The following is a 23,514-nucleotide window of genomic DNA, read 5'->3' on the forward strand; positions in this document are numbered from 1 at the left end:
GCAACTGGCTTTAGCAAATGTAGCACTCGCTAAAGTCAATTGACTGACTGTCCTGCGTTTTTTGTCTCGATCATTTATGGGACCGGATGAATCAGAGTTGATTCATCCGTCCCACTTTCATTATTGACAATGAGTCCGTTTTTTTAAGTTTTCATGTGTTGATTTGTTAACGAAACGGATTGTAGAAGCGTCCGCCATTAAGGACCATCAAGAACAATCCAAGCGCCACGATCAAGCAAACGACAGCAATCGCCAAGAGATCTTTGCCTTGGATCGGCTTAGCTTTCAGCCAGGTACGCTGCTTATGCTTGCCAAACCTTCTTAGCTCCATGGCAGCAGAAATATGGTCGATCCGTTCCAAGCTGGAAAAAATCAAAGGAATCGCGATCGCGACATTGCCTGCCACTCGTTTGCGCAAAGGTGCTTTTTTAGAAAGCTCCACGCCCCGTGCTTGCTGCGCTTTGGCAATGGTTCGAAAATCCTCTTGAATATCAGGGATGTAACGCAAAGCCAGTGCGACTGCATAGGCGATCTTGTAGGAAATCCCGATGCGGTTGATACTGGACGCCAACTCGCTTGGATTAGTGGTAAACAGGAAAATCAACCCTGGCGGAATCGTGACAAAATATTTGATCAACAGATTCAACTCATAAAACACTTGCTCTTGGGTCAATGTATACCGACCGATCCCTTCGAAAATCACGTGGCGCGTCCCGTAGATCTCCACCCCGTATTCTGGAGCGAAAAGATAGACCGCCACCAAATTCAAAATCGAAAAGAAGATGATAAATTTTAATACAAAAGCGATATCTCGGTAGCGAATTCCAGCACTGGCAAATAGAAAGACCGAAAACAATGCCAGTCCAATAAGAAAACGCGTATCATAAGAGATCATCCCGATAACGGATAGCAGCAAAAAACAAATCAGTTTTGCGGCACCGCTTAATTGGTGGATCCACGTTTTGCGGTCAAGATAGCCGATTAGATTACTCTCCATCGTGTCCCTCCTTCTCGCTGGCAATGAAGGCGGCAGTAAAAGCGGCGGGATCTGTCAACTGGTTAAGGGTCGCCAGTGTATACAAGCTGGTTTCTTTAAGGTTCGCGGCACTCACCACTTGTTTGTCTGCTAAAACAACTTCTGGCGGTGCGTCCAGCAAAATCGTTCCTTGCGTCAAAACGATCGTCCGCTGTGTATACTCCAACATCAGGTGCATATCGTGGGTGATCATAACAATCGTTAATCCCCGCTGGTTCAACTCCTGTAAAAATTGCATCATTTCGGTGTAATGGCGATAGTCTTGTCCCGCTGTCGGCTCATCCAATAAAATGAGTTCAGGATCTAAGACGAGGATCGCTGCAATGGCGGCTCGGCGTTTTTGCCCATGACTTAGTGCCGACAATGGCCATGAGCGAAACGGATAAAGACCACAAATTTTCAAGGTCTGATGAACTTTTTCTGTGATTTCAGCCTCTGGGACATTTCGGTTGCGCAAGCCTAAGGCAACTTCGTCAAACAGGAAGTTTTTTGACAGCATTTGATTGCTGTTTTGCAAAACATACCCGATTTTTTGCGCTCGTTCTTTGATGGAATCATTGCCCATGTCTGTTCCTTGCCAAAGCAACTTGCCAGAAGTCGGTGTCAAAAAGCCGGTAATCAAATGGGACAAGGTCGATTTTCCTGCGCCATTATGCCCAACCAAACTAATCATTTCTCCTTGATGGATGGTAAAATCCAGTGCCTGCAAGATTGGTTTGCCCACTTGGTAAGAAAACGATAAATTCTTCGCTTCCAACAACGGCGGCTGTTGGCTAGGAAGTGCCGATTTCGGATATTCCTTTTGAAACCTAGTCAGTTTTTCGGCAATCTCAGGTGATGCAAATGCTTCTACCGCGACCAAATCAGCAGCATCGGTCACAGGAACCCCCGCTTTTTTTAAGGCGGCTAAATACAGTGGTTCACGAATGCCGACTTGCTGCAGCATTTCCGTTTTTAATAGTTCATTCGGTGTACTGTCGGCAATGATGCGGCCTTCTTCCATCACGATGATGCGATCGACAGCGGCGGCTAACACTTCTTCTAAGCGATGTTCGATGATGATGGTAGTAAAACGCTTCTCTTGATACAGCTGGTCGATCATTTTGATGGCTTCCACACCTGTTTGCGGATCTAAGTTGGCTAGGGGCTCATCAAACAGTAGAATCGGTGTTTCATCGATCAAAACACCTGCCATTGAAACACGCTGCTTTTGGCCACCCGATAATTCCTGCGGTTTTTTTGCCAAATGATCCATTAAGTCGGTCTTTTCTGCCCAAACGCGCAGCGTCTCCTGCATCACAGCTTGACTACGCTGATCGTTTTCCAAGGAAAACACGATATCTTCTGCTACGGTCAAACCTACAAATTGGCTATCGGTGTCTTGCAGCACCGTGCCAACGGTCAAAGACAGCTCATAGATGGAAGCTTGCCCAAAGGCATTGGTACCGATCGTCAATGCTCCGGTACTACTACCTTCGTCATTTTGCGGGATCAAACCGTTCAAACATTTTCCTAATGTACTTTTGCCAGAACCGCTAGCACCGACGATCAGGACTTTTTCTCCTTCAAAGATCGTTAGATCGATGTTTTTCAAGGTCGGTTCCGCTTGTGCATCATATTGGAAAGAAAAATTCGTAAATTGAATGATTTTTTGTTTCATTTTTTAGACTTCACACATTTCTTTGTTTAGGATTCCTTGCTCAAGCTGCCTTTTTTGGTTTTGGTTTGGGCATAGGCTTTTAGCAGGATCACTCCGATTATCCCAGTTACGACTGCGTTGGTCAATCCCGCGATGACTCCTTGCGCAAAGACTTTGTTCGCTGGTTCGCCATAGATCAAAATATCACCGATTGGGGCAATGATCACCCAGACGACCAAATTTGCGATCGATTCACCAATCAAGAAGGTCCGAATTTCTTTAGCGCCAAAGGTTCCTTGCTGGATTGGAATCCAACGAGTCAAAAGTCCGAAGAACACCCCTAAGATCCCAGAGGCGGCGATCCAAGACCACCACGGACCATAAGTCGTCAAATCTCCTAGGGCATGGCCGATAAAGCCCGCTAAACCAGCAACGATTGGACCGTAGACAACGCCTAATAGTGCCAAGAAAGGATAGGCTGTGGCGATATCTGTATTTGGAAAACCAGTTGGAATCGTGACGAAACGTTTTAAGACGAAAAAGACGGCAGCACCGATTCCGATAGCAACAATGTGTTTTACTGTAAATTTTGATTGATTCATTTTTCATTTCTCCTTTTTTTGAGGGTAATTTTCCAATTCGTGCCAGTCCCGATTTTATAGGTTTCAGCAAATGAAGCCAAGTTGAGCCCTAAACCAATATTCAATAGGGAATTGACATATAAGACAGGTTCATTTTCCGACACTTGCGCAAAAGAGCGTCCGAAGCGCACTTCTTCTTGATAACGCAGCGTATCTTGGTAATAAATACTGACGAGCAGCGGCTCATTGTACTGTACCTGCCATTGCTTAAAGAACGTATGGGGAATATTCGTCCACAACGAACCAAAACGAATATCAAGAATATCGATCGTGCCAGTGATCGTTTCTGCTGTTTGGCTTGGCTTTTCAATGGCAAAGACTTGGATCGCTTTTTTAGGTTCGGGTGTTCCTAGCTCATCAAAGCTGATGGCGCCACTGGCGAGACGCGCGGCGTTATACATATAAACATCCCGACCATGAAATGTATGGCTTTCGGCTGATCCTGCCAACCGCTCAGTTGCCTCATTGATCACCCGTAGTTCAGTGATTCCGATATAAGTCGCTAAATAAGTCAGTGTGCCATTATCTGGTGTCAAAACCAACTGTCCGGTCGCCAACTTGGCAACCACACTTCGTCGATCAGACCCTACGCCAGGATCGACCACTGAAACAAAGACCGTTCCTGCCGGCCAATAGGTGACGCTTTGCAGCAGACGATAGCTGGCATCATGAATGTTGTATGGCTCGATCTCATGAGTCAAATCAGCAATGACCAGCTCCGGTGCCACTTGATAAGCTACCCCGTACATCGCATTAACCGCTCCATCTTGCAAACCAAAATCGGTTTGAACCACTAATTTGTGCATTTTTCTCTCCTCCCAACAACCTTTCTCCTTTTTAACAAAACCTGCGCTTGAAACAGCTGACCGTGCAGACACAAAAAAAGCCCTTAGCCAAAGCTAAGGGCATCACCTGCGGTACCACCTTAATCTGCAAAACCTTCACAGGCTTCACCTCATTCAGTACCCGAAAACACTCGGAGACTGTCGCTTGTTAACGGGGCAACCGTATTTTCCTAATTAGTCAGAAAATCCGCTCCAAAGTCATTTTCAAATCATTCGTTGTCGTTCCTTCCCACCTACCGGAACTCTCTGCTAGACAACTTCCTTGATTCTACTTTCTTTTTCATCGCGTTTGCATTTTGTTTCATTTAAATTATCAAAGCTTGTGCCTTTTGTCAATTCTCTTTTAAGAAAAAATTCAAACAGAAGGCATAATTTGTCAAAATATTCACGCAATTCCTAAATTTCGCTCGAAAATTCTTCATATTTTCTCGGTATGATACTTGTATACCAACAAACAACCCTAACACTTTTTCATTTTTACTCCTTCCCGCCAGTCCCCGCTGGCGGGCTCCTTTTTGTCTTCTGACTGTTTTACATGGTTTCACTTTTTCTTGGCGATTTCTTCTCAGAATTCTGTTTGATTCGTCAACTTTTTTTCACATTTACACGCTATTATAAATGCATACCAACAAACAACCCTAACACTTTTTCATTTTTACTCCTATCCCGTCAGTCCCCGCTGGCGGGCTCCTTTTTGTCTTCTGATTGTTTTATCTAGTTTCACTTTTTCTTGGCGATTTCTTCTCAGAATTCTGTTTGATTCGTCAATTTTTTTTCACATTTACACGCTATTATAAATGCATACCAACAAACAACCCTAACACTTTTTCATTTTTACTCCTATCCCGCCAGTCCCCGCTGGCGGGCTCCTTTTTGTGAGATTGGACTTGCATTTCTTCCTAGAAAGGATTATCTTTATCTTATGCGGAAGTGGCGGAATGGCAGACGCGCACGCTTCAGGCGCGTGTGAGTTTATCTCGTGTGGGTTCAACTCCCATCTTCCGCATTTAGCAGTTCAGCTTTCTGAACTGCTTTTTTTGTTGCAAAAAGCGCATGTTCATCGAATAAACATGCGCTCTTCATTCAGCTATTTTTCTCCTTATTCACTGACATAGGCGGTGCGGAAAAAGAAATGCGCGCCATAGGCTGGGAATTGGATGTCTTTTACATTTGATTTGATCAGATAATTTGAAGCACTCTGGTATAGAGGGACTTGCGCAGCATCTTGTTCCAACAAAATTTCTTCTGCCGCTTTGTAATCTTCAAAATATTGATCGGGGTCATTGGCATGAACGGTGCGAGCATCTTCCGTCAATGCCGTATATTCTTCGTTGACATAGCCGCCGTAGTTAAAGGAAGCGCCATTTTTGTATAAGATAAAGAACATATCCATGTCACTACTTCCAGCGATCCAGCCAGAAACGGAAAGCTCGTAATCACTATTTGCTCTTGATTGATTCAAGCTGGCACGTGGCTGTTTGTTGATGGAGATCGACAAGCCTGGCAAGTTTTCTTGCAGTTGGCTTTGCAAGTACTCCCCGATTTTTTGACCATTGTCATCATCTGTCACTAATAAACGCAACGTCGTACTTTCGCCAATTTCCGCTTGGGCTTTTTCCCACTCTTCCTTGGCCGCCTCTAAATCATACAAGTTGTAATCACCGCTATATGCTCGAAAATCTTCGCCAGTATTTGGATTCGTAGCTAAGCCGGTGGGGACCAGCCCGTTTAAAACTTTCGCTCCATCGTTCAACACATTATCCACGAGACTTTCTTTGTCGATCGCCAACGCGATCGCTTTACGCACATGAACATTTGCCAAGGCATCGTTGGCCGTTTTGTTAAAGTCTAAGAAAAAGTTCGCAACATCATTTTGCGTAACTAGCTCTTCATTGTCTCCATATTGTTGAACGTAGATCCCACTGATTTTTTGCAAATCCAGGTCGCCGCTTTCAAACAATTGGATCCCAGTATTTTCTTCTTTGATGGTGGAGCCTTTGATCTCCTCCAATTGAACGACATCAGCATCATAGTATTGGTCATTTTTCACCAATGTCCACTCATCCCCAGTCTGTTGCCAATCGGTCAAGGTAAAGGGACCAGAATACAGCAAATCTTCACTTGTACGAGCATAGGTATCACCTTTTTCTTCAACAAAGGCTTGGTTTTGCGGTGCCAACCAGCCGATGGAAATCAAGGATAAAAAGGATGGCTGTGGCTGCTCCAACTGCACGATAAAGGTCGCGTCATCTGGGGTCTCCAGACCAATCGTTTCTATATCAGCATTGCCTTCACGAATGTCTTTACTATTAACTACATTATCTAACAAATAGGCGTTAGGTCCCATCGTTGCTGGATCGACTAACTTTTTCCACGAATAAGCAAAGTCAGCTGAAGTGATCGCTTCGCCATTGCTCCACTTCGCATCCTCTCGCAAGGTAAAGGTATAGGTTTTGCCATCTTCACTGATTTCGACTCCTTCTGCCAAGCCCGGAACTGGTTCACTGTTTTCATCGAAACGGTAAAGCCCTTCGAATAAATGTTGAACGATGGTAAATGTTGCTTTATCCGTCGTTTGAGTCGTATCGAGAGTCGTCAGCTCAGCCGGTAGACTCACCGCAATCGCTTGATTCGGCGCTCCGTTAGTTTCAGCCTCTGATCCCTCGGTATTTCCTGTTGTCGTGCAGCCGGAAAGGGTCAACCCAATCACTCCTGCTGCAACCAATAAACGCTTCTTCCAGATCATTTCCATTCTTCCTCCTATGTGATTGCGCAACCAACGCAAGTGTTTTTCATGACGGCAAAAAACGCATTCATCGATAAAAAGAAAAAACCTCATCCCTTTGCTTATCAATTTTGACAAACAAAGGGACGAGATTTTCGTGTTACCACCCTTTTTCGCACCATCCTCACAAATGGCACCTCAACAGTACGCTAAGATACTTGGCACGATAACGGCTGCTTTCCGTCTGATTTGCGTGAACAAATCAGATCACTCAGAGCTCATCTTCACTTTTTTTCTGCTGCCCTTTCTCACCATCCGGGTTCTCTTCTAACAGATTCCAAAGCTACTCTTCTCTTCATCGTCTTTCTTTTTATCTAAAAAACAGGTAAATGACGTTTTTTTGTCTATTTCATGATTGTTATAAAGTATACTATTGGTGTTTTTGGAAGTCAACAAGAATTGCGAATATTCAGTTTTTTATGATTTTTCTGGCAGACCTTTTTTTGCATCTTGCTTGCCTTTCATCACGTTCTTCTCTAGGATAAGAACTAGATAAGCTGTTCTCATTTGTAAAAAGGAGTGTGCCAAAATGAAATTAGCAGAAGCGTTACTTTTAAGACGGGATTTGAACAATCGTCTGTTTCAATTACGTAACGAGATCTCTAGCAGTGTGTTAGTCCAAGAAGGCGATACCTTGGATCGTAGTATCACAGAATTGTTCAAGGAATACGATGAGATCAATCAACAATATTCAGAATTAGTCGTTGCCATCAATCGGAAAAATGCGACTGCCTCTTTAGCAGATAGTGCGTTATTGCTGATGGAAGCACTAGAACAGCGAGAACAGCTGCGCCGCAAGCATGCACTGCTAACGCAAGCACTGGATGAAACCAAAGCAGCTCCCCGAATAGGTCGCAACGAAATTCGACTGGTGCGTACGATCGATACAAAAACGCTAACGGAGCAATTGAATGCGACCGCCAAGCAGCTGCGAGAATTAGATGGAAAGATCCAACAAACCAACTGGCTGGTCGATCTTTAATCAATATGGGTGGGTGTCAAAGGCGAGCACAAAGCAGGTACAGGCTGATATGTACACTATGGAACGTCTGGCAGAGACGTAAACGTAACAACCACTGCTTACGAATCACAATCGTAACAATCACATTGTATTTTTTAGCGACCACGTGCTGATTTGACTGGATGGGAAAAACCCTCTTCTTTTTTGAGAAGAGGGTTGTTTTTATCGTATCCAGTCGTACATGGAGGCGGCTCTTTTACTGCGAAGCCTGCTGCTTGTTACTCCCAGCGGAAGGACGCGCCAGAAACGCTTGCCCTTTCTCACTGCTCCAAAACTCCTTCATCAATGCCGTCAATCCCTCTTTGGTTTGATTGGCACCAAAGAAAGGACTGCCGGGTTCCAACATGATGCCATTAGCTAAAGCACCGATAGGAAAGGGATCAAAGCCGAAAGCGTCAACGATTTCGTCTGTCTGATCGAGGGCGGTTTGGTCATCACCAGCAATGGCGATGGCTTTTTTGGCAGTTCCTTGAGCAGCCGTTCTCGTCAGCAAGGATTCCTCCTGGATATCGTGGTACCCCATATGATTGAATCCTTTGACTACTTTACTTTGGGAAAAATAGCGTTGCACACGTTCCGAAGAAGTCTGCTCGATGGATGAGTATTCTGTTTCTTTGCCATCGACTTCCCACCAATAATTCATGGCATCGATCACTAGCTTGCCAGCCAATGCTTCTGCCGGCAGCAGTTGGTACTTACTCAATGGGATTGCCAAAATGATCGTTTGGGCTTCTGTCATCACTTCAGCGGCATTTTTTGCGATCGCTCCCGGAGCCAACACAGAAACGGACAAGGCGATTTTTTCTGCTGGCTTCGTACTGGCGATCAAGACCCGATAGCCCGCCTGGGCACCAAGATTTGCGAGCGCTAAGCCTAACTTGCCTGCGCCTAAAATACCGATGGTTTTAGGCATTGCCATCACCTGCTGCCAACAATTCTTTCACCCGTGGAATCACTTTGGTTCCATACAATTCAATCGTTTTGAAACGGTCTTTTTGCAGCTGGCCGCCAGTACCGTATACCAGATCAAAGCGTTGTACTCCGACTTGCGGCATCATACGAGCGATTTTTTGCGCCACGGTTTCTGGACTGCCTACATAATAAGACCCATGTTCGACTTCAAAGTCAAAGCGCTCTTTGCTCATGGCTGGCCAGCCGCGATCAAGACCGATTTTGTCCATGCTCTTTTTGATGTAGTTCCAGCCGATTTCATAGGCTTCTTCATCGGTGTCGGCGATCACACCATGGGAGTGCATGCCGATTGGTAAAATCGGTTGCCCTAGTTGCTGCGCTGCCTTTTTATATAGGTCAACATAGGGCGCAAAACGAGCGGGTTCGCCACCGATGATCGCTAACATAACAGGAAACCCATAACGGACGGCACGAATGATCGATTCAGGGGTTCCACCGACACCCACATAGGTATCTAGTTGATGCCCCTCAATTTTTGGAAAAACGTCGGCATTTTTTAAGGATTGCGTAAACTTGCCTTCCCAAGTTAATGGTTTGCCTTTTCTCAATTCACTGAACATTGCTGTTTTTTCTTCAAATAGTTCTTCATAATCTTGCAAGTCATAGCCGAATAGAGGGAATGATTCAGTAAAAGATCCTCGTCCCAGCATGATTTGTGCGCGACCGTTCGACAACGCATCAACGGTCGCGAACCGTTCGTAGACCCGCACAGGATCATCCGAACTCAAGACGGTTACACCGGTACCTAATTTGATGGTTTTGGTAACCATTGCTAAAGCCGCTAGTACCGTATCAGGACTTGAGATCGAATATTCTTCCCGATGGTGCTCCCCTAAGGCAATGACATCGATGCCGACTTCATCGGCTAATTTTCCTTCTGCTACGATATTGCGCAACGATTCGCTGTAACTGATTCGTTCTTTCGTTGTATCATCAAAGGCTAGATCGCCAAAAGTATCTAACCCAAATTCAAGATTTCTGTGATTGATGGTCATTTTCTTTTCCTCATTTCTCATTACTGATTCTCTGTTCTCACTATAACAAGGAACAAAAAAAGTTGCGAACAATATGCTTACTTTTTGTAAGTTACCGATTTTAAAGCGAAAAAAACACTTTCCCGAACAAAAATTCAGGAAAGTGTTTGGTCTTTAAAGATAGATCCCCTTACGATGGAGATTCACTAAGCATTCTTCCAAGTATGCTTCATCATGTTCTGGATAGATCGGCGTAGTCAAAGGGACGGCTTGAACGGATGATTCCAGCGGCAGATTTTTGCCACGATACGCCGGATCGTACCATTCAGGTGCTGGCCGATAGCCTCGACGAGTCATTTCATCCAGCACTAACTGATGGTATTGAAACAATTTATAGGGTGGATGAGTAAAAACGTAATCGACGGTTGCATGCTTCTTGCCCCAGCCTAACCCTCGTAAGGCTGCTGCTTCACGATGCTGGCCTAACAGCTGCTGCCGAGGCAAAGCAGGTATCAGTGCTTCATGCCATAAGCGCATCGGTTCAGCCTCCTTTATTCTGCGTCTTGGCTGATGAAATTGTCTTGATTTTCAATAACGATCTTGCCGACCGCATGATGTGTCTCACTCAATGTGTGGGCATCGTAAATTCCTTGTGCCGTCAATGGGAAGGTTGCACCGATGACACTGTTGACTTTTTCTGCTTCGATCAGCTCTGTCAATTCTGCCAATTGTTTGCCGTTGGTTCGTAACCAAACTGCTTTGGCGAAGATGTCTTTTTCTTTTGCCAAGTCTTCGTCTTCAATACTCAAAATCGAGATCAGACGGCCCTTAGGTTTTAAGACAGTGAAACTTTTCTTCTGGGTGTCGCCCCCCATCGTATCAAAGACCAAATCGATGTCATGCAAGACTTCTTCAAAATCTGTCGTGTGGTAATCGATGATCTCATCGGCACCAAGTTTTTGCAATAACTCATGGTTACGTGGACTAGCCGTCGTGATGACGTAAGCGCCAACTGCTTTGGCCAGTTGGATCGCATAGGTACCAACTCCGCCTGCTCCGGCATGGATCAAGACTTTTTCCCCTTCTTTTAAACGACCGTGTTCAAACAACGCTTGGTAAGCAGTCAAACCAGCTAATGGCACTGCAGCTGCTTCTGCGTAGTTTTGGTTTTCTGGTTTAATCGCTGCTAACTCAGCATCCACGATGGCATAATCAGCATACGTCCCAAAACGAGTCGTTTCAGGGCGGGCATAGATTGCATCACCAACTTTGAATTCTGTCACGTCAGCGCCTATTTCTACGATATCCCCTGCGACATCCCATCCTAAAATAATTGGGAAGTCCCATGGAAACATTTGTTTCAAATAGCCTTCTCTTAATTTCCAATCGATTGGGTTGATGGATGTTGCGGCAACTTTGACTAATAATTGATTTGCTTTTAATTCTGGTAATTGGACCGTTGCTTCTTTTAATTGGTCTTTTCCACCATAGGCTTCAATAACGACAGCACGTGTTTCCATTGATGCTTCACTCCTTACATTCATTCTTCATCAAAGAGAGGTTCCTGTTTTTCCATCCCTTGATTTCTCACTTCCCTAGCTTAGGCAAAAGGAAGAAATTTGACAAATGATATGTTTGGAAACTGCCGCAGCCACCTGGCCATTCCTCCTGCTAAGCCTTGAAAGAAACGGGTTTATTTTTTCTTCATTTTTTTATTGCCTTTTCTTTAAAAATCAATTACGCTACTCAAGAAATACGAAATTGTAAAGAAAGAAGGAATTGATGAATTGAAAAGGTTGTGGGTATTTTTTGGCGGTGTGATCGGCATCACCGCATTGCTGTTTTTCGGTGCTTCGGTGTTAACGAAAGAATCGGGGGCAGCAACGTCGTCCGACAAAAATACAGTGATTATTTACAATTGGGGCGAATATATTGACCCCGAATTGATCAAAACATTCGAAACTGAGACTGGTTACTCAGTGATTTATAATACATTTGACTCCAACGAAGCGATGGAAACAAAAATCAAACAAGGCGGCTCACGCTATGATTTGGTTTTCCCTAGCGAATCGATCATTCCGAAAATGATCGAAGAAGGACTGTTAGTGCCTTTAGATCATCAGAAATTGACGGGAACGGAAGATCTGTCGCCTTTTTTGATGGATCAAGCCTTTGATCCAAACAATACCTATTCGATCCCCTATTTTTGGGGCACGATCGGGATCATGGCAAATACTGAAGAAGTCGATGTTTCTTCGATCCATGGCTGGGGGGATTTATGGAACCCTGCATTTAAAAATGATGTATTGATGGTGGATGGTGCTCGCGAAACCTTAGGAATCGCGTTACAGACGCTCGGTCTTTCCCAAAATGAAAAAGACCCGACCAAAGTCGCCAAAGCCTTGAAGAAGCTGGAAAGTATCCGTCCCAATGTCAAAGCAGTTTTGACCGACGAGATCAAAACCTTGATGATCAACAACGATGCCCCTTTAGGAATCGGGTATTCGGGCGATGCCGCTTATGTGATGGCGGAAAATCCTGCCGTCACCTATATCGTTCCCAATGACGGCGGTGCGATTTGGACGGACAATTTTGCGATTCCGAAAACCGTTGGTAATCTTGAAGGAGCCTACGCCTTCATCAACTTTATGCTGCGACCAGAAAATGCCGCACAAAATGCCGAATACGTGGGCTATGCCACGCCGAGTGAAACGGCCAAAGCTATGCTGCCGGCTGAACTGACTGCTGACAAAGCTTTCTACCCTGAGCCAAGTGCGATGGAACAAATGGAACATTATGAATATTTAGGAAAAGAAGCGGTTGAGCTTTACAACGACCTTTTCCTTGAATGGAAGTTGGGATTATAATTGTCACTATTACTAAAATCTGAACACATCTTTGATACCAAAACGAAAACGACTTTTGCGGGCTTTCTCCTGATAGAAGACCAGAAAATCACGGCTGTAGGTCCTCTTTCAGCGCTGCCAACACTTGCTGAAGACACCCAGGTCATTGATCTCAAAGAACAAATGATCATCCCGGGCTTTATTGATGCTCATGTTCATTTTTATCTTTCCGCATTACTCCATCAAGGGGCACTGACCCATCTTACGGGAGTGACAGAAGAAGCCGTTGCCCAGCAAGTGCCCGCGCTGCCCATCACACATGGATGGAAAATCGGCATCGGCTGGTTCAGCAGTGATTTCGGTCAGCAAGTCTACCCAACGAAAGATTCGATCGACAACTATTGTGCCGACACGCCTGTCATGCTGATTTCCGGTGATGCCCACAGCATTTGGTTGAATAGCCAAGGGATCGCTGCTTTAGGGATCACACCTGAGAACTTGCCAACGGGGATCAGCGGGGAGGCATTGCTTGACGAAAACAGCGGACAATTAAGCGGCTGCTTTTTAGAAGCGATCGCCATTCATTATTTAGCAGAGGTCTTACAGTCATTCCAAGCGCAAAGCTCTGCTGCTTTTCTGACCTATATGAAACAGCTCAATCAATACGGCATCACGACGATCGGCGATGTTGCCTTGACAGGAGAAAGCTGGGACGATCTAGTCTATCCCACTCTTTATCGACAGACGGAAGCAGATGCGACCTTGCGCGCTGTCTTTTATCCAGCCATGCGAGAAGACATCACGCAACTAAAAGAAACTTACCGTACGTATCGCTCCGAAAAAGTACAAATGGGCGGCGTCAAACAATTTTTTGACGGCGTGACGAGTACGCACACGGCTTTTTTAAAAGCGGAATATGAAACACCGTATTTTGCTGGTGATGTCGGGATGCCGTTGATCGATGTTCAACGGATGCGCCGCTTTATATTACAAGCTAACCAGCAAGACTGGCCGATGCGCATCCATACCATCGGTGATGAAGCGATTCGACAAGCACTCCTCTTTTATCAAGAAAGTGCTGCTGCTCACCCGCTTTCTAAAGGAAAAGCCAATACCTTGGAACACTTGGAAGTGATGGATGCCGCCGATTTGCCACTAGTTCGCCAAGAACAACTGGTACTCTCCGTACAGCCTAGCCATTTATTAGTCGGTTATGAGACCCTCGATGAAGAAGTAGGACCTCAGCGTGCCAGTCAAATGTTTCCTTTTCAATCCTTTCTAGAGCAAGGTGCCACCTTGGCTTTTGGGACTGATACGCCGGTCGTGATCGACGTGCCCCCTTTAGACTCGCTGTATTATGCGGTTGCTCGGCAAGAAAAAAATGGCCAGCCAGCAGGCGGATTGATGCCACAGGAAAAAATCACCATCGCCGATGCCCTCTATGCCCACACCGCAGGCGCCGCCAAAGCCTTGAGTCGGCAAGATATCGGTCGATTAGAAGTTGGCTGTTTAGCCGATCTTTGTATTTTGTCACAAAACATCTTGCCTTTAACTGCCGAAGAATTGCTTCAAACGACCGTTGAAGCCACCGTATTTGATGGACGATTTGTTTATCGGGGCAACTAACATGAACCCCTGATATGGACCACGCGTGTTTTACGCGTGGTTTTTGTTTTGTACGCGCTGAAATTGATACGCAAAAAAACTCCAGCACTTGTACACCGCAAGTACTGGAGTATTTAATCATAAGCCGTTTCGTTCAATCACTTTTTGATACCAATAGAAACTGTCTTTTTTCTTTCTATCTAAAGTCCCTGTCCCGTCGTCATATTTATCCACAAAAATGATGCCATACCTTTTTTTCATTTCTCCTGTAGAAGCACTGACAATATCAACGGCACTCCAAATCGTGTAACCAATCAACTCGACACCATCATCGATGGCTTTCTCCATTTCAGCAATATGCTTTTCTAAATAATCGATACGGTAATCATCATGAATCTGTCCATCTTCAGCAACAGTTTCTGAAATTCCGATCCCATTTTCCACGATCATCAACGGCAGCTGGTAGCGATCATAAATATCATTCAACGCAATTCTCAATCCTACTGGATCAATCATCGCATTCCATTCCGTCTGTTCTAGATAAGGATTATTTACGCCAGAGCCGCCAATCATACTGTGTCCATTTTTGGTAACTTTCTCATCTGCAGAGACACAAAGTGTTAGATAGTAACTAAACGTGTAGTAATCCACTGTTCCCTTAGCTAGGATCGCTTGATCTTCTGGTGCAAACTCGATTGCAAAGCCATGATCAGCAAAATATTTCTTTGCATAATAAGGATATTTCCCTTTGACCTGCACATCGCCACAAAATTTCGAATGCATATTTTCTTCTTGTTTGGCTAGTAATACATCATTTGGATGGCTAGTATAAGGATAGCGTGGCATATAAGAAATCATACAGCCGATTTTCAAATCTGGATAGTGTTCATGTCCGTAAGCGACAACCTTTGCACTGGCAACAAATTGATGATGCAGGGCTTGGTAGCGTTGCTGTAGATTATCCGGCTGATTGATAAATTCAGATTCACCAACTTGCAGTCCCAGTGATAAAAAGTTTCCGATACTTAAGGTGGCCGTGTTGATTTCATTAAAAGTGATCCAATAGTTTACTTTTTCGTGATAGCGTTCAAACAACACCGCCGCATATCTCGCATAAAAGTCGATCACGTCACGACTCGCCCAACCATTGTATTCTTGGCTCAAATATGCGGGAATATCAAAATGAGCAATGGTTACAATTGGTTCAATCCCGTACTTCCGACACTCGTCAAACACGCGATCATAAAAGGCCAGGCCTTCTTCATTCGGTTCAGCGTCGTTGCCCTTGGGAAAAATCCGGGTCCAGTTGATAGACATGCGGAAAGCTTTAAATCCAGCTTCTGCAAACAATGCAATATCTTCTTGATAATGATGATAAAAATCAGTTGCTTCGTGGCTTGGATACAACAACTCTTCTTCAATTTTTGCTGTGATTTTCCGAGAAGTCGTATGGCTGCCACCGCTGATCAAGTCAGCACAAGCGAGCCCTTTTCCGCCCTCATTATAGCCGCCTTCATATTGGTTTGCCGCCGAAGCGCCGCCCCATAAAAAATGTTTTGGGAAACTCATTGCTGTCATCCTTTCTTCTTTCTAATGGTTAAAAAATGGCTAATAACTGATCGCCAGCTTTAATTTCTTGATGTTGGGCAAGTGCCACAACATCTAAGAAGTCTGCCGTATTGGTAACAGTGATCATAACGGTATCTTCATACCCTGCCTGAGCGATTTTTTCTGCATCAAAGTGCAATAATGTTTCTCCCATAGCGATTTGATCACCTTCATTGACTAGTCGTTCAAAGGCACTTCCTTGCATATTCACCGTATCAATACCGATGTGGATCAGAAGTTCAATCCCCTCGGTACTGGTAAGTCCAATCGCATGATTTCCTGGAAAAACGGCAGAAACCTGTCCCGTAAATGGGGCAATCACCTGTTGATCTTGTGGCTTAACAGCAATTCCTTTGCCTAATGCCAATGAAGCAAACGCCTGATCATTGGTTTCTGTCAATGGAACGGCAGTTCCTTTTAAAGGTGATAATACAATTTTTTCAATCGCTGATTGTTCTTTCTTCGTTTCAGAAGAAACATCAGTTGCTTTGGCTGTCACATCTTGCGCTCCAGATTTGACTGCTTGCGGCTGATTATTATTAGGAAAATCTGCATCTTTGACCATGACCCAGGTGTAAGCAAAGGCAATCGCAAAAGTAATCAACGAGCCGATCAGCGCATGAAACACACTGCTGTATGATGGAAGCGCCACAAATGAAGCAATGACTACTGGCGTATTGATTTTCATCAAACCAAAATAAAGTCCCCCAGCAGCACCCCCAAGGATCATTCCGACAATCGGTTTTTTCAGACGTAATGTTACTCCGTACAAAGCAGGTTCAGACACACCCATCAAGGCAGTAATTGCCGATGAAAAACTCACTTGTTTAAATTCCGTATCCTTAGCTTTGATTCCAGCCGCTAAACAAATCGCTGCTTCGGCAGCCAATCCAAGCAGCATACCAGGGACGATCAAATCATCATACCCGTACGTTGCCAAAGAAGTTAATAAAATAGGGGTCAGCGTCGTGTGCATGCCCGTCATTACTAGCAATTGAGCAAAGGCACCCATAAACAAGACGGCTAACGGACCAAAATTGTTTGTTAAGTAGTTCAAAAACTGTGACACATAGTTGCCGATCGTCACACCTAATGGTCCGATTAGCAATAGAGCCAGCGGTGTGATCACGATGATGGCGATCAATGGACGTAGAATAAATTTGACACTGTTCGGTAAAATCCGATCGGCGAACCGATAGACATAAGACATAACCCAGACACTTAATAAAACTGGCAAAACGGAGGCATTGTAGCTCACATTCGGTACGAGCAATCCAAATAATGTGATTCCTCCTTCTTGGCTAAGAAGGGCCGTCAATCCTGGCATCACAAAAATCGCTCCGACGTAGCTTCCTAAGAAAGGATCAATTTTCAATCGTTTGGCCACAGAATTTCCTAAATAAACGGGAATGAAAAAGAAGGCTGCTTGCGATACTTGATACAATACGAGATACGTATCGTCAGTTGCAGCTAAAATTCCTGATAACTCCAATAGTGAAAGGACCACTTGCAGCATTCCTCCAGCTGCTATGATTGCAATCATCGGTGTAAAACAGCCTGCGATAAAGTCAAGGAGTCGTGAGATGATCGATTGATCGCTACTGCTTTGATCAGCCGTCGTTTCTGTCGTCGGTAGTTGAGCGTATACACTCGATACATCTGGCCCAATAATCACTTGGTATTGACCATTTCCCTGAACGAGTCCAGTCACTCCTTTTAACTGTTTGATTGCTTCACTGTCAGCTTTTTTGTCGTCGGCCAGCGTGAAACGCAGTCTTGTTGCACAATGGGTCACGTGCTGGATATTTTTACCACCGCCGACATTTTCATAAATTTCATTGGCTAGTTGTTTATAGTCCATTGTTTTTCTCCCTTTCTCCTTGTTCCGTCAATTTCTGGATATGGAGTGATAGATAAATTTCTTCATTTTCTGAGATGTTGATATCATACGTATTTTTGATATAAACCTTGATTTTTTCCACACAGTGAAACGCTTGCGGATACATCTTCTCAATTTGTGCATAGAGCGTCGACGCTTCATAGCTGGGAAGTGTATGATTGATCACATTTTGTGCAAAATAGTGCAGATGCGTGACAAAGCGAGAATAATGGAAACTATTCTCATCAAAATTTTGTTTGTACTCATACTTTACGATCGTCAGTACGTCTTCTATAAATTTCGCGATTTGATTGGTAACCGCCATATCCTTCTTTTGTGATTGGACATTTACAAAATGCAATGCGATGGAGATCGCTTCTTCTGTTGGTACATCGATCGTTAGTTCTTGCTCCATAAGCTGGACAGCATACACCCCAATGGCATATTCATCGGGATAAAATCGCCGAATATCCCATTGCAAAGGACTATGAAAAGTCATTTGCTGCTTGATCCGATGAACAGTGAAATCAATATGATCCAGCAAAGTCAAATAAATATAGTCGCTGACTGCTAAGCGATAATTCTGTTTGGCATAAGCCACGATTTTAGCAACGATCGCTACGTATTTCGGATCGCACTTTCCTAATTGATAGCTAAAATGTTCCAACATTGCGTGAGTATCCAATACAAAAATCTTTTCAAAATCTTGTTCTTCTACATCATCTCCTACCTTCTTATTGAAGCTGATGCCTGTAGAAAATCCGATAATTTCATTGCTGCCTTTCTTTAGTAAGACAACATTATTATTTAAAAACTTCTTTATTTTCATGATTTCCTCCACCTTAAAAACACTAAAAAACCTCATACTCCACCCTTGGTGGAATATGAGGTTTGCCTTCTTACAGTAACACGCCTCTTGGTCACAGCACTTCTGTAACCGTTATCTAATTACATCGGTATCATAGCACTTCAAAAAAAACTTGTCAATCGCTTCCTTAAATTTTTTCACACGATCGTTAAGCCCCGTTGAGCTTCTCACAAAAGCTGCCTTTGTCAGACGGACATTTTAAGAATAACTTTTGCTTTTTAATCCCCTAAAACCAGCAACTTGCCAACACAATAAACAACAAGCTTCGTGCTTATATAATGCTTGAATCATCGTTTCTTTCTACAAATCATTTTTTGAGGGGAAAATGTATCAATAACACGCAAAAAACGAAAATAGCTTCTCTTCTCAACTTTTGACACCTATCTTAGCTATTCCTCGATTGGTCTATTTGTTTAAATTTCAAAACAAAACAGCTTTCATTCTTTGTCCTTCTATGCTGGAAAGCAAGTAGCAGTAACTTTATACATCTAGGTTCCTTCGTCTTTCCTTTCAAATGCGCATTGGTCTATCCCCCTCCTCCCTTTATCCCTCAATCTTTTCTTAAGCGTTTGAACAATTTCTTAATAAAATAACTAACAAAAAATAAACTTTTACTATATCGCTTGAATGTAAGCGGTAAATTTGTTATTATTACGAAGGATAAGGAGGTGTTTATCGATTGTATGCGATTAAAATCTTTCATGGTTATCTAACCGCCGAAGGAAAAAGAACACGGGACAAAACAATTGCATTGACCTATACTTGCAGAGAAGATGCTGAACGTTTCGCAAATAAAATCGGCGGGAGAGTTAAAAAAATTGGCTAACCAACTAGAATAAAAAAGGCTGTCAACCTCAGTAGGTGACTGCCTTTTTTTGTTATCTGATTTCTTTTAACTCTTTTCGCGGTACTAACTTTTTACATAACCGTCCCTATCCTTTCCTTGTCGAATCACGCTGTGAAGCAAGTTAGTTGGTTTTGACGCCTTGAGTCTTTATACTGAAACAAAGGCACCAGCCAATCCAAAAAAAGGAGTGACCTGTCCATGTGCGGCCGATACTTATTTGATCCATCAAGTGGCGAATTGTCAGAATATTATCAAGAAGCCGCGGCGAAAGCCCGCAAGCGCCAACAGACTGTCGCTATCAATGATGTTTTCCCCTCCAATCACGTCGTAACCATCGGTGCAAATCAACAACAACAAGTTGTAGCCGGTGTGACAAGATGGGGCTTTACCGGCTTTAAAAAAGGGCATTTGATGATCAATGCGCGTTCTGAGACTGTTGAAGAAAAACCGACTTTTCGCCAGCCTTTCCAAGAGCATCGCTGTGTCTTTCCGATGTCTGGTTTCTATGAATGGAATCATGAAAAGGAAAAGTTCCTCTTTTCGCAAGATCACGTGATTTATGCTGCTGGTTTTTATCGCATCCTTCAAAAAGAGGATCAGATCGAAACCGAATCAATCATTCTAACGACTGCCGCGAACGATTCTGTTGAACCAGTCCATGATCGAATGCCTCTGTTCTTAGAAAAAGAAGCGATTGCTTCTTGGATCAATGACTTGGCTTTTGCTCGCCAACAACTCAAAGCAGAAATGCCCAAGCTGAAAACCCAATTGCTCTCTTCTTAACTGCTTGCTACTTCTTTTTCAGCAGAACAAAAACCGCCAAGTCAGCTTTGATTTGGCGGTTTTTTTCTACTTCTGCTTTTTCTTAATAAACGGTGAAGGTCTTGCCAGTCATGATTCCAAAGACTGCTTTTTGATACGCTGCAAAAACGGGTGCGTCACCAACGGGAATAAAGCCTTTGAAAGAATCGGCGAAGGTTTCCCAAGAGCCCACAAGCGCATTGGGACTGACTGCATTGATTCGTATCCCCTGACCGATCTCAAAAGCTGCCGATGCCACGAAGGCTTCTAAACCGCCGTTGACCAGTGCTGAAGGCGTGCCCATTGGGATAAATTCGTCTTTGATAATTCCAGAAGTCAGCGTGATACTGCCACCTTCATTGAGAAAATGCTGGCCAATCAACGCAAGGTTGACTTGTCCTTGCAGCTTTGAAGCCACCGACTGTTGAATATCTGCTGGCGTCAATTCCTCAAAGGGTTTAAACACTGTGCTTCCCGCAGCGGAAACAATGGCATCCACTTTCCCAGTGGCTGCAAATAGCTGGCTGACACTGTCTGCATCCGCAATTTCGACTTGATGATCGCCGCTGCTACGGCTAGCCGTGATCAGCTCCACCTCTGGTAGCTGCTGAAAGCCTTCAACTAAAAGCTGCCCAAGTGTGCCGGTATGACCAATCAAAAGTAATTTCATTTGCTCGCCTCTTTTTCTGTTTTGTGTTTCGATTCTAACCCAACCAAGCGATTTCGACCATTCATCTGCTTTTCCTGCCTTTTAGGTCTATTCTTGCCCTTGTCCATTTGTTCCCCTACTACCTGCGTAGTGATTGGAATCACCTATCACGAAAGCAATTGACAACTTTCTCATCTTGTTCTAAGATACTACTAATTTCATACACATGCAGTGAGAAGAAGAGTACGATCCCCCCTTTCTTTCAAGAGAGCTCGGAACTGGTGAAAACGAGTAAGGAAGACGATCCGAAGATGACCTTTGAGCATTCGTGGACGAACAATCCCCGACGGAGAAAGCCCGATAGCGCAATGCAGTTTATTTGATGAACTGACTGAGGTTTTTTGTTTCAGCAAAAAACAAACGAAGGTGGTACCGCGAAATGATCGTCCTTCCCAAAGACTATTCTTTGGGAAGGCTTTTTTTATAAAAAAGGAGGAAAAGTTATGAAACGAAAGATTCGATTGGGTGTGGGCTTTGGTTTATTGTCCTTAGTTTTATTTGCCGGTTGTGGCAATCAAGAAGAAGTGACCGGAAATGCCGAAGAGCAGCAGACAGAAATCAGAGTTGGTACGACACCAGGGCCTTACAGCGAGCTGTTTCTTCAAGGAATCAAACCAATTTTAGAAGAAGCAGGCTATACCGTGACCGATATTGGCTTTACTGGGGTATTGGAAGCAGACATTGCACTGAACGATGGCGAAATCGACTTAAACGTGGATCAGCATACCGCCTATTTAGAGAACTTTAATGAAAACACGGGTGCCGATTTGGTCGGTATCACACCGATTCCTACCGTTCCAGCCGGCTTGTATCCTGGCAGAAAGGACAATTTAGCAGCGATTGAAGCAAACGATACCATCGGGATCCCCAATGATCCGTCAAATAGTGCCCGTGCCCTGTTGCTGCTGCAAAAAGCCGGCTGGATCGAACTTGACCCGGAAGTGGCGCCCATTGACGCGACGTTAAGAACCATTACTGACAATCCTTATGACTTGGATATCGTTGAGATGGATTCTGCGCAAATCCCCCGCAGCTTAGCAGATTTAGACTATGCGGTGATTCCCGGCAGCATCGTTTACAGTGCTGGAATCGCTGCAGAGGAAAGCTTATTAAGTGAAGACATTTTGCAAGAGTATGAACTGGTGGCAACGGTAAAAAAAGCCAACAAAGATAGTGACTGGGCACAGGCAGTGGTGGCAGCTTATCATTCTGAAGCCTTTAAAGAACTGCTGGCAGAAGAAAATCAAACGGGTTATTGGTTTATTCCTGAAGAATTGCAATGACCGCTTCACAAGTAGCAATAGGCAGCAACTGTCGTCGTATTTTTTAAAGAAGCTTCTATTACTATAGAAGGAAAAGACATGACTACTATTGATTAGTGGACCATTCCCCGTCTGAATCTTTGTAAAGGAGGTCAAAAATTGAATATTCAACAAATGCGCATCGTGCAAGCGATCGCTGACCATGGAAGTTTTCGTGAAGCAGCCAAACGGCTGTATCTTTCGCAGCCAAGTCTTTCCCAAGCCGTGAAAGAGTTGGAAACAGAATTGGAGGTCCAGCTTTTCGAGCGTACGAATCAAGGCGCCCGCTTGACTGCCGAAGGCTCGGAATTTCTAGACCATGCCCAGCCAATCTTGAGTCAAGTGGCGCAGCTGCAAACGCGTTTTTCCAGCAAGCAAGCAGCGAGTCAAACCTTCGCTATCGCAAGCCAGCACTATGATTTCACGGCTGGAATTTTCAGTGAGCTGCTGCAGGAATTTCCCGACTGCCGCCAGTTTCGCTTATTAGAAACCACGACCTTAAAGGTGATCACGGACGTGCAACAATATCGAAGTGAATTTGGGATCCTTTATTTGAATGAGCAAAACCAAGCAGGATTGGAACGACTGCTGCAAGGCGCCCAATTGTCCTTCGAGGCGTTGGGACGGTTTCGCCCCCATGTCTTTTTGCGAGCAGCTCATCCCTTGACAGAAAAAAGGCAGCTTTCCTTAAGAGATCTCGCCCCTTATCCACAAGTACGCTTTTTGCAAGAAGATGAACGCTATTCGTTCTTCTCAGAAGATTTGATCGATTTCGCTCAAAGCCCTCAAGTGGTGCATGTCAGCGATCGAGGCACGATGGTCCAGCTATTACAACAGACGGATCTTTATGGAACCGGCTCGGGGATCGTTGCCCAACCAGAACGCCAAGGCTTGGCTTTTCTTCCTTTGATCGACGCGTCCGAGGGTGAGATCATCCTCATTAAAAAGAACGATCGCCCGTTATCAGTGATCGGCGAGCGTTTCTTAGCAAAATTACGGCATCATCTTACAGCATTTCCTAGTGATATATAAGCGAAGGCCTCCTCTTCCAACTCCCCATAGATGATTGGCTGCTCCTTCGCATTATATAAAAAATCCTTGAGCCACTTCCCATGCAGGAGGCTCAAGGATTTTCTT

Annotated in this window: 20 protein-coding genes, 1 tRNA gene and 2 other annotated features; of the genes, 8 read left to right on the forward strand and 13 right to left on the reverse strand. The window is 44.3% G+C overall.

Annotated features, from left to right (window positions below; all coding sequences use genetic code 11):
* Nucleotides 1-166: 166 nt before the first annotated feature.
* From IGK63_RS11310 to IGK63_RS11325, 4 genes are read right to left on the reverse strand one after another with little or no spacing between them, the layout of a single operon-like run.
* Nucleotides 167-997 (reverse strand): energy-coupling factor transporter transmembrane component T family protein, encoded by an 831-nt coding sequence (locus tag IGK63_RS11310; protein WP_005234547.1) that lies wholly within the window; start codon nt 995-997, stop codon nt 167-169.
* Nucleotides 987-2,696 (reverse strand): ABC transporter ATP-binding protein, encoded by a 1,710-nt coding sequence (locus IGK63_RS11315; protein WP_016613662.1) that lies wholly within the window; start codon nt 2,694-2,696, stop codon nt 987-989. The genes IGK63_RS11310 and IGK63_RS11315 overlap by 11 nt, the downstream gene beginning before the upstream one ends.
* A gap of 26 nt (nt 2,697-2,722) precedes the next feature.
* Nucleotides 2,723-3,277: an ECF-type riboflavin transporter substrate-binding protein gene (locus IGK63_RS11320; protein WP_005234545.1), complete on the reverse strand. Its 555-nt coding sequence runs from the start codon at nt 3,275-3,277 to the stop codon at nt 2,723-2,725.
* Nucleotides 3,274-4,122 carry an SAM hydrolase/SAM-dependent halogenase family protein gene (locus tag IGK63_RS11325; protein ID WP_008379156.1) on the reverse strand — a complete coding sequence of 283 codons (849 nt, stop codon included), beginning with the start codon at nt 4,120-4,122 and terminating at the stop codon, nt 3,274-3,276. Before IGK63_RS11325 ends, IGK63_RS11320 begins: the two co-directional genes overlap by 4 nt.
* Nucleotides 4,123-4,214: 92 nt before the next feature.
* Nucleotides 4,215-4,454 (reverse strand) — a binding site (T-box leader).
* 631 nt (nt 4,455-5,085) lie between these two features.
* Between IGK63_RS11325 and IGK63_RS11330 the strand changes: the two genes are divergently transcribed.
* Nucleotides 5,086-5,167, forward strand: a tRNA-Leu gene (locus IGK63_RS11330).
* Between the two features lie 93 nt (nt 5,168-5,260).
* On the opposite strand, the gene IGK63_RS11335 is transcribed toward IGK63_RS11330, so the two are convergent.
* Complete coding sequence (locus IGK63_RS11335) at nt 5,261-6,913, reverse strand: peptide ABC transporter substrate-binding protein (RefSeq protein ID WP_016613664.1); 1,653 nt, start codon at nt 6,911-6,913, stop codon at nt 5,261-5,263.
* A 562-nt stretch (nt 6,914-7,475) separates the two neighbouring features.
* Here IGK63_RS11335 and IGK63_RS11340 point away from each other — a divergent pair.
* Nucleotides 7,476-7,928, forward strand: a complete 453-nt coding sequence (locus tag IGK63_RS11340) for a DIP1984 family protein (RefSeq protein WP_005234539.1) — start codon at nt 7,476-7,478, stop codon at nt 7,926-7,928.
* Nucleotides 7,929-8,163: 235 nt separating this feature from the next.
* Here IGK63_RS11340 and IGK63_RS11345 read toward each other — a convergent pair whose 3' ends face one another.
* From IGK63_RS11345 to IGK63_RS11360, 4 genes are all read right to left on the reverse strand, one after another.
* Nucleotides 8,164-8,880, reverse strand: a complete 717-nt coding sequence (locus IGK63_RS11345) for an NADPH-dependent F420 reductase (protein WP_429972503.1) — start codon at nt 8,878-8,880, stop codon at nt 8,164-8,166.
* On the reverse strand, nt 8,873-9,934 hold the full coding sequence (locus IGK63_RS11350; RefSeq protein ID WP_034878423.1) for an LLM class flavin-dependent oxidoreductase: 1,062 nt from the start codon (nt 9,932-9,934) through the stop codon (nt 8,873-8,875). Before IGK63_RS11350 ends, IGK63_RS11345 begins: the two co-directional genes overlap by 8 nt.
* 153 nt (nt 9,935-10,087) lie before the next feature.
* Nucleotides 10,088-10,450 carry a TIGR02328 family protein gene (locus IGK63_RS11355; protein WP_016613668.1) on the reverse strand — a complete coding sequence of 121 codons (363 nt, stop codon included), beginning with the start codon at nt 10,448-10,450 and terminating at the stop codon, nt 10,088-10,090.
* A gap of 14 nt (nt 10,451-10,464) precedes the next feature.
* On the reverse strand, nt 10,465-11,433 hold the full coding sequence (locus IGK63_RS11360) for an NADP-dependent oxidoreductase (protein WP_034872357.1): 969 nt from the start codon (nt 11,431-11,433) through the stop codon (nt 10,465-10,467).
* A gap of 267 nt (nt 11,434-11,700) precedes the next feature.
* Between IGK63_RS11360 and IGK63_RS11365 the strand changes: the two genes are divergently transcribed.
* Nucleotides 11,701-12,780, forward strand: a complete 1,080-nt coding sequence (locus tag IGK63_RS11365; RefSeq protein ID WP_061054440.1) for an ABC transporter substrate-binding protein — start codon at nt 11,701-11,703, stop codon at nt 12,778-12,780.
* Nucleotides 12,781-14,385 carry an amidohydrolase gene (locus IGK63_RS11370; RefSeq protein WP_016613672.1) on the forward strand — a complete coding sequence of 535 codons (1,605 nt, stop codon included), beginning with the start codon at nt 12,781-12,783 and terminating at the stop codon, nt 14,383-14,385.
* 117 nt (nt 14,386-14,502) lie between these two features.
* Here IGK63_RS11370 and IGK63_RS11375 read toward each other — a convergent pair whose 3' ends face one another.
* The 3 genes from IGK63_RS11375 to IGK63_RS11385 are packed head-to-tail and all read right to left on the reverse strand — an operon-like array spanning nt 14,503 to nt 18,680.
* Nucleotides 14,503-15,933 (reverse strand): glycoside hydrolase family 1 protein, encoded by a 1,431-nt coding sequence (locus tag IGK63_RS11375; RefSeq protein ID WP_429972504.1) that lies wholly within the window; start codon nt 15,931-15,933, stop codon nt 14,503-14,505.
* Between the two features lie 28 nt (nt 15,934-15,961).
* A complete protein-coding gene (locus IGK63_RS11380; protein ID WP_016613674.1) occupies nt 15,962-17,833 on the reverse strand; it encodes a beta-glucoside-specific PTS transporter subunit IIABC in 1,872 nt (623 codons plus the stop codon).
* A complete protein-coding gene (locus IGK63_RS11385; RefSeq protein ID WP_034872360.1) occupies nt 17,823-18,680 on the reverse strand; it encodes a PRD domain-containing protein in 858 nt (285 codons plus the stop codon). Before IGK63_RS11385 ends, IGK63_RS11380 begins: the two co-directional genes overlap by 11 nt.
* A gap of 718 nt (nt 18,681-19,398) precedes the next feature.
* On the opposite strand from IGK63_RS11385, the gene IGK63_RS11390 reads away from it, so the two are divergent.
* A complete protein-coding gene (locus tag IGK63_RS11390; RefSeq protein WP_005234527.1) occupies nt 19,399-19,545 on the forward strand; it encodes a hypothetical protein in 147 nt (48 codons plus the stop codon).
* Between the two features lie 219 nt (nt 19,546-19,764).
* The gene (locus tag IGK63_RS11395) at nt 19,765-20,349 is read left to right on the forward strand and encodes an SOS response-associated peptidase (RefSeq protein WP_016613676.1); all 585 of its coding nucleotides are present in this window, start codon (nt 19,765-19,767) and stop codon (nt 20,347-20,349) included.
* An 82-nt stretch (nt 20,350-20,431) separates the two neighbouring features.
* Here the strand turns inward: IGK63_RS11395 and IGK63_RS11400 are convergent, their stop codons facing one another.
* On the reverse strand, nt 20,432-21,037 hold the full coding sequence (locus IGK63_RS11400; protein ID WP_016613677.1) for a short chain dehydrogenase: 606 nt from the start codon (nt 21,035-21,037) through the stop codon (nt 20,432-20,434).
* A gap of 201 nt (nt 21,038-21,238) precedes the next feature.
* Nucleotides 21,239-21,470: a binding site (T-box leader), on the forward strand.
* A 49-nt stretch (nt 21,471-21,519) separates the two neighbouring features.
* Between IGK63_RS11400 and IGK63_RS11405 the strand changes: the two genes are divergently transcribed.
* The gene (locus tag IGK63_RS11405) at nt 21,520-22,359 is read left to right on the forward strand and encodes a MetQ/NlpA family ABC transporter substrate-binding protein (RefSeq protein ID WP_016613679.1); all 840 of its coding nucleotides are present in this window, start codon (nt 21,520-21,522) and stop codon (nt 22,357-22,359) included.
* Between the two features lie 138 nt (nt 22,360-22,497).
* Nucleotides 22,498-23,409 (forward strand): LysR family transcriptional regulator, encoded by a 912-nt coding sequence (locus tag IGK63_RS11410; RefSeq protein WP_005234515.1) that lies wholly within the window; start codon nt 22,498-22,500, stop codon nt 23,407-23,409.
* The last annotated feature ends 105 nt before the right edge of the window (nt 23,410-23,514 follow it).

Source organism: Enterococcus sp. AZ040, from assembly GCF_050499185.1.
GTDB lineage: Bacteria > Bacillota > Bacilli > Lactobacillales > Enterococcaceae > Enterococcus_D > Enterococcus_D entomosocium.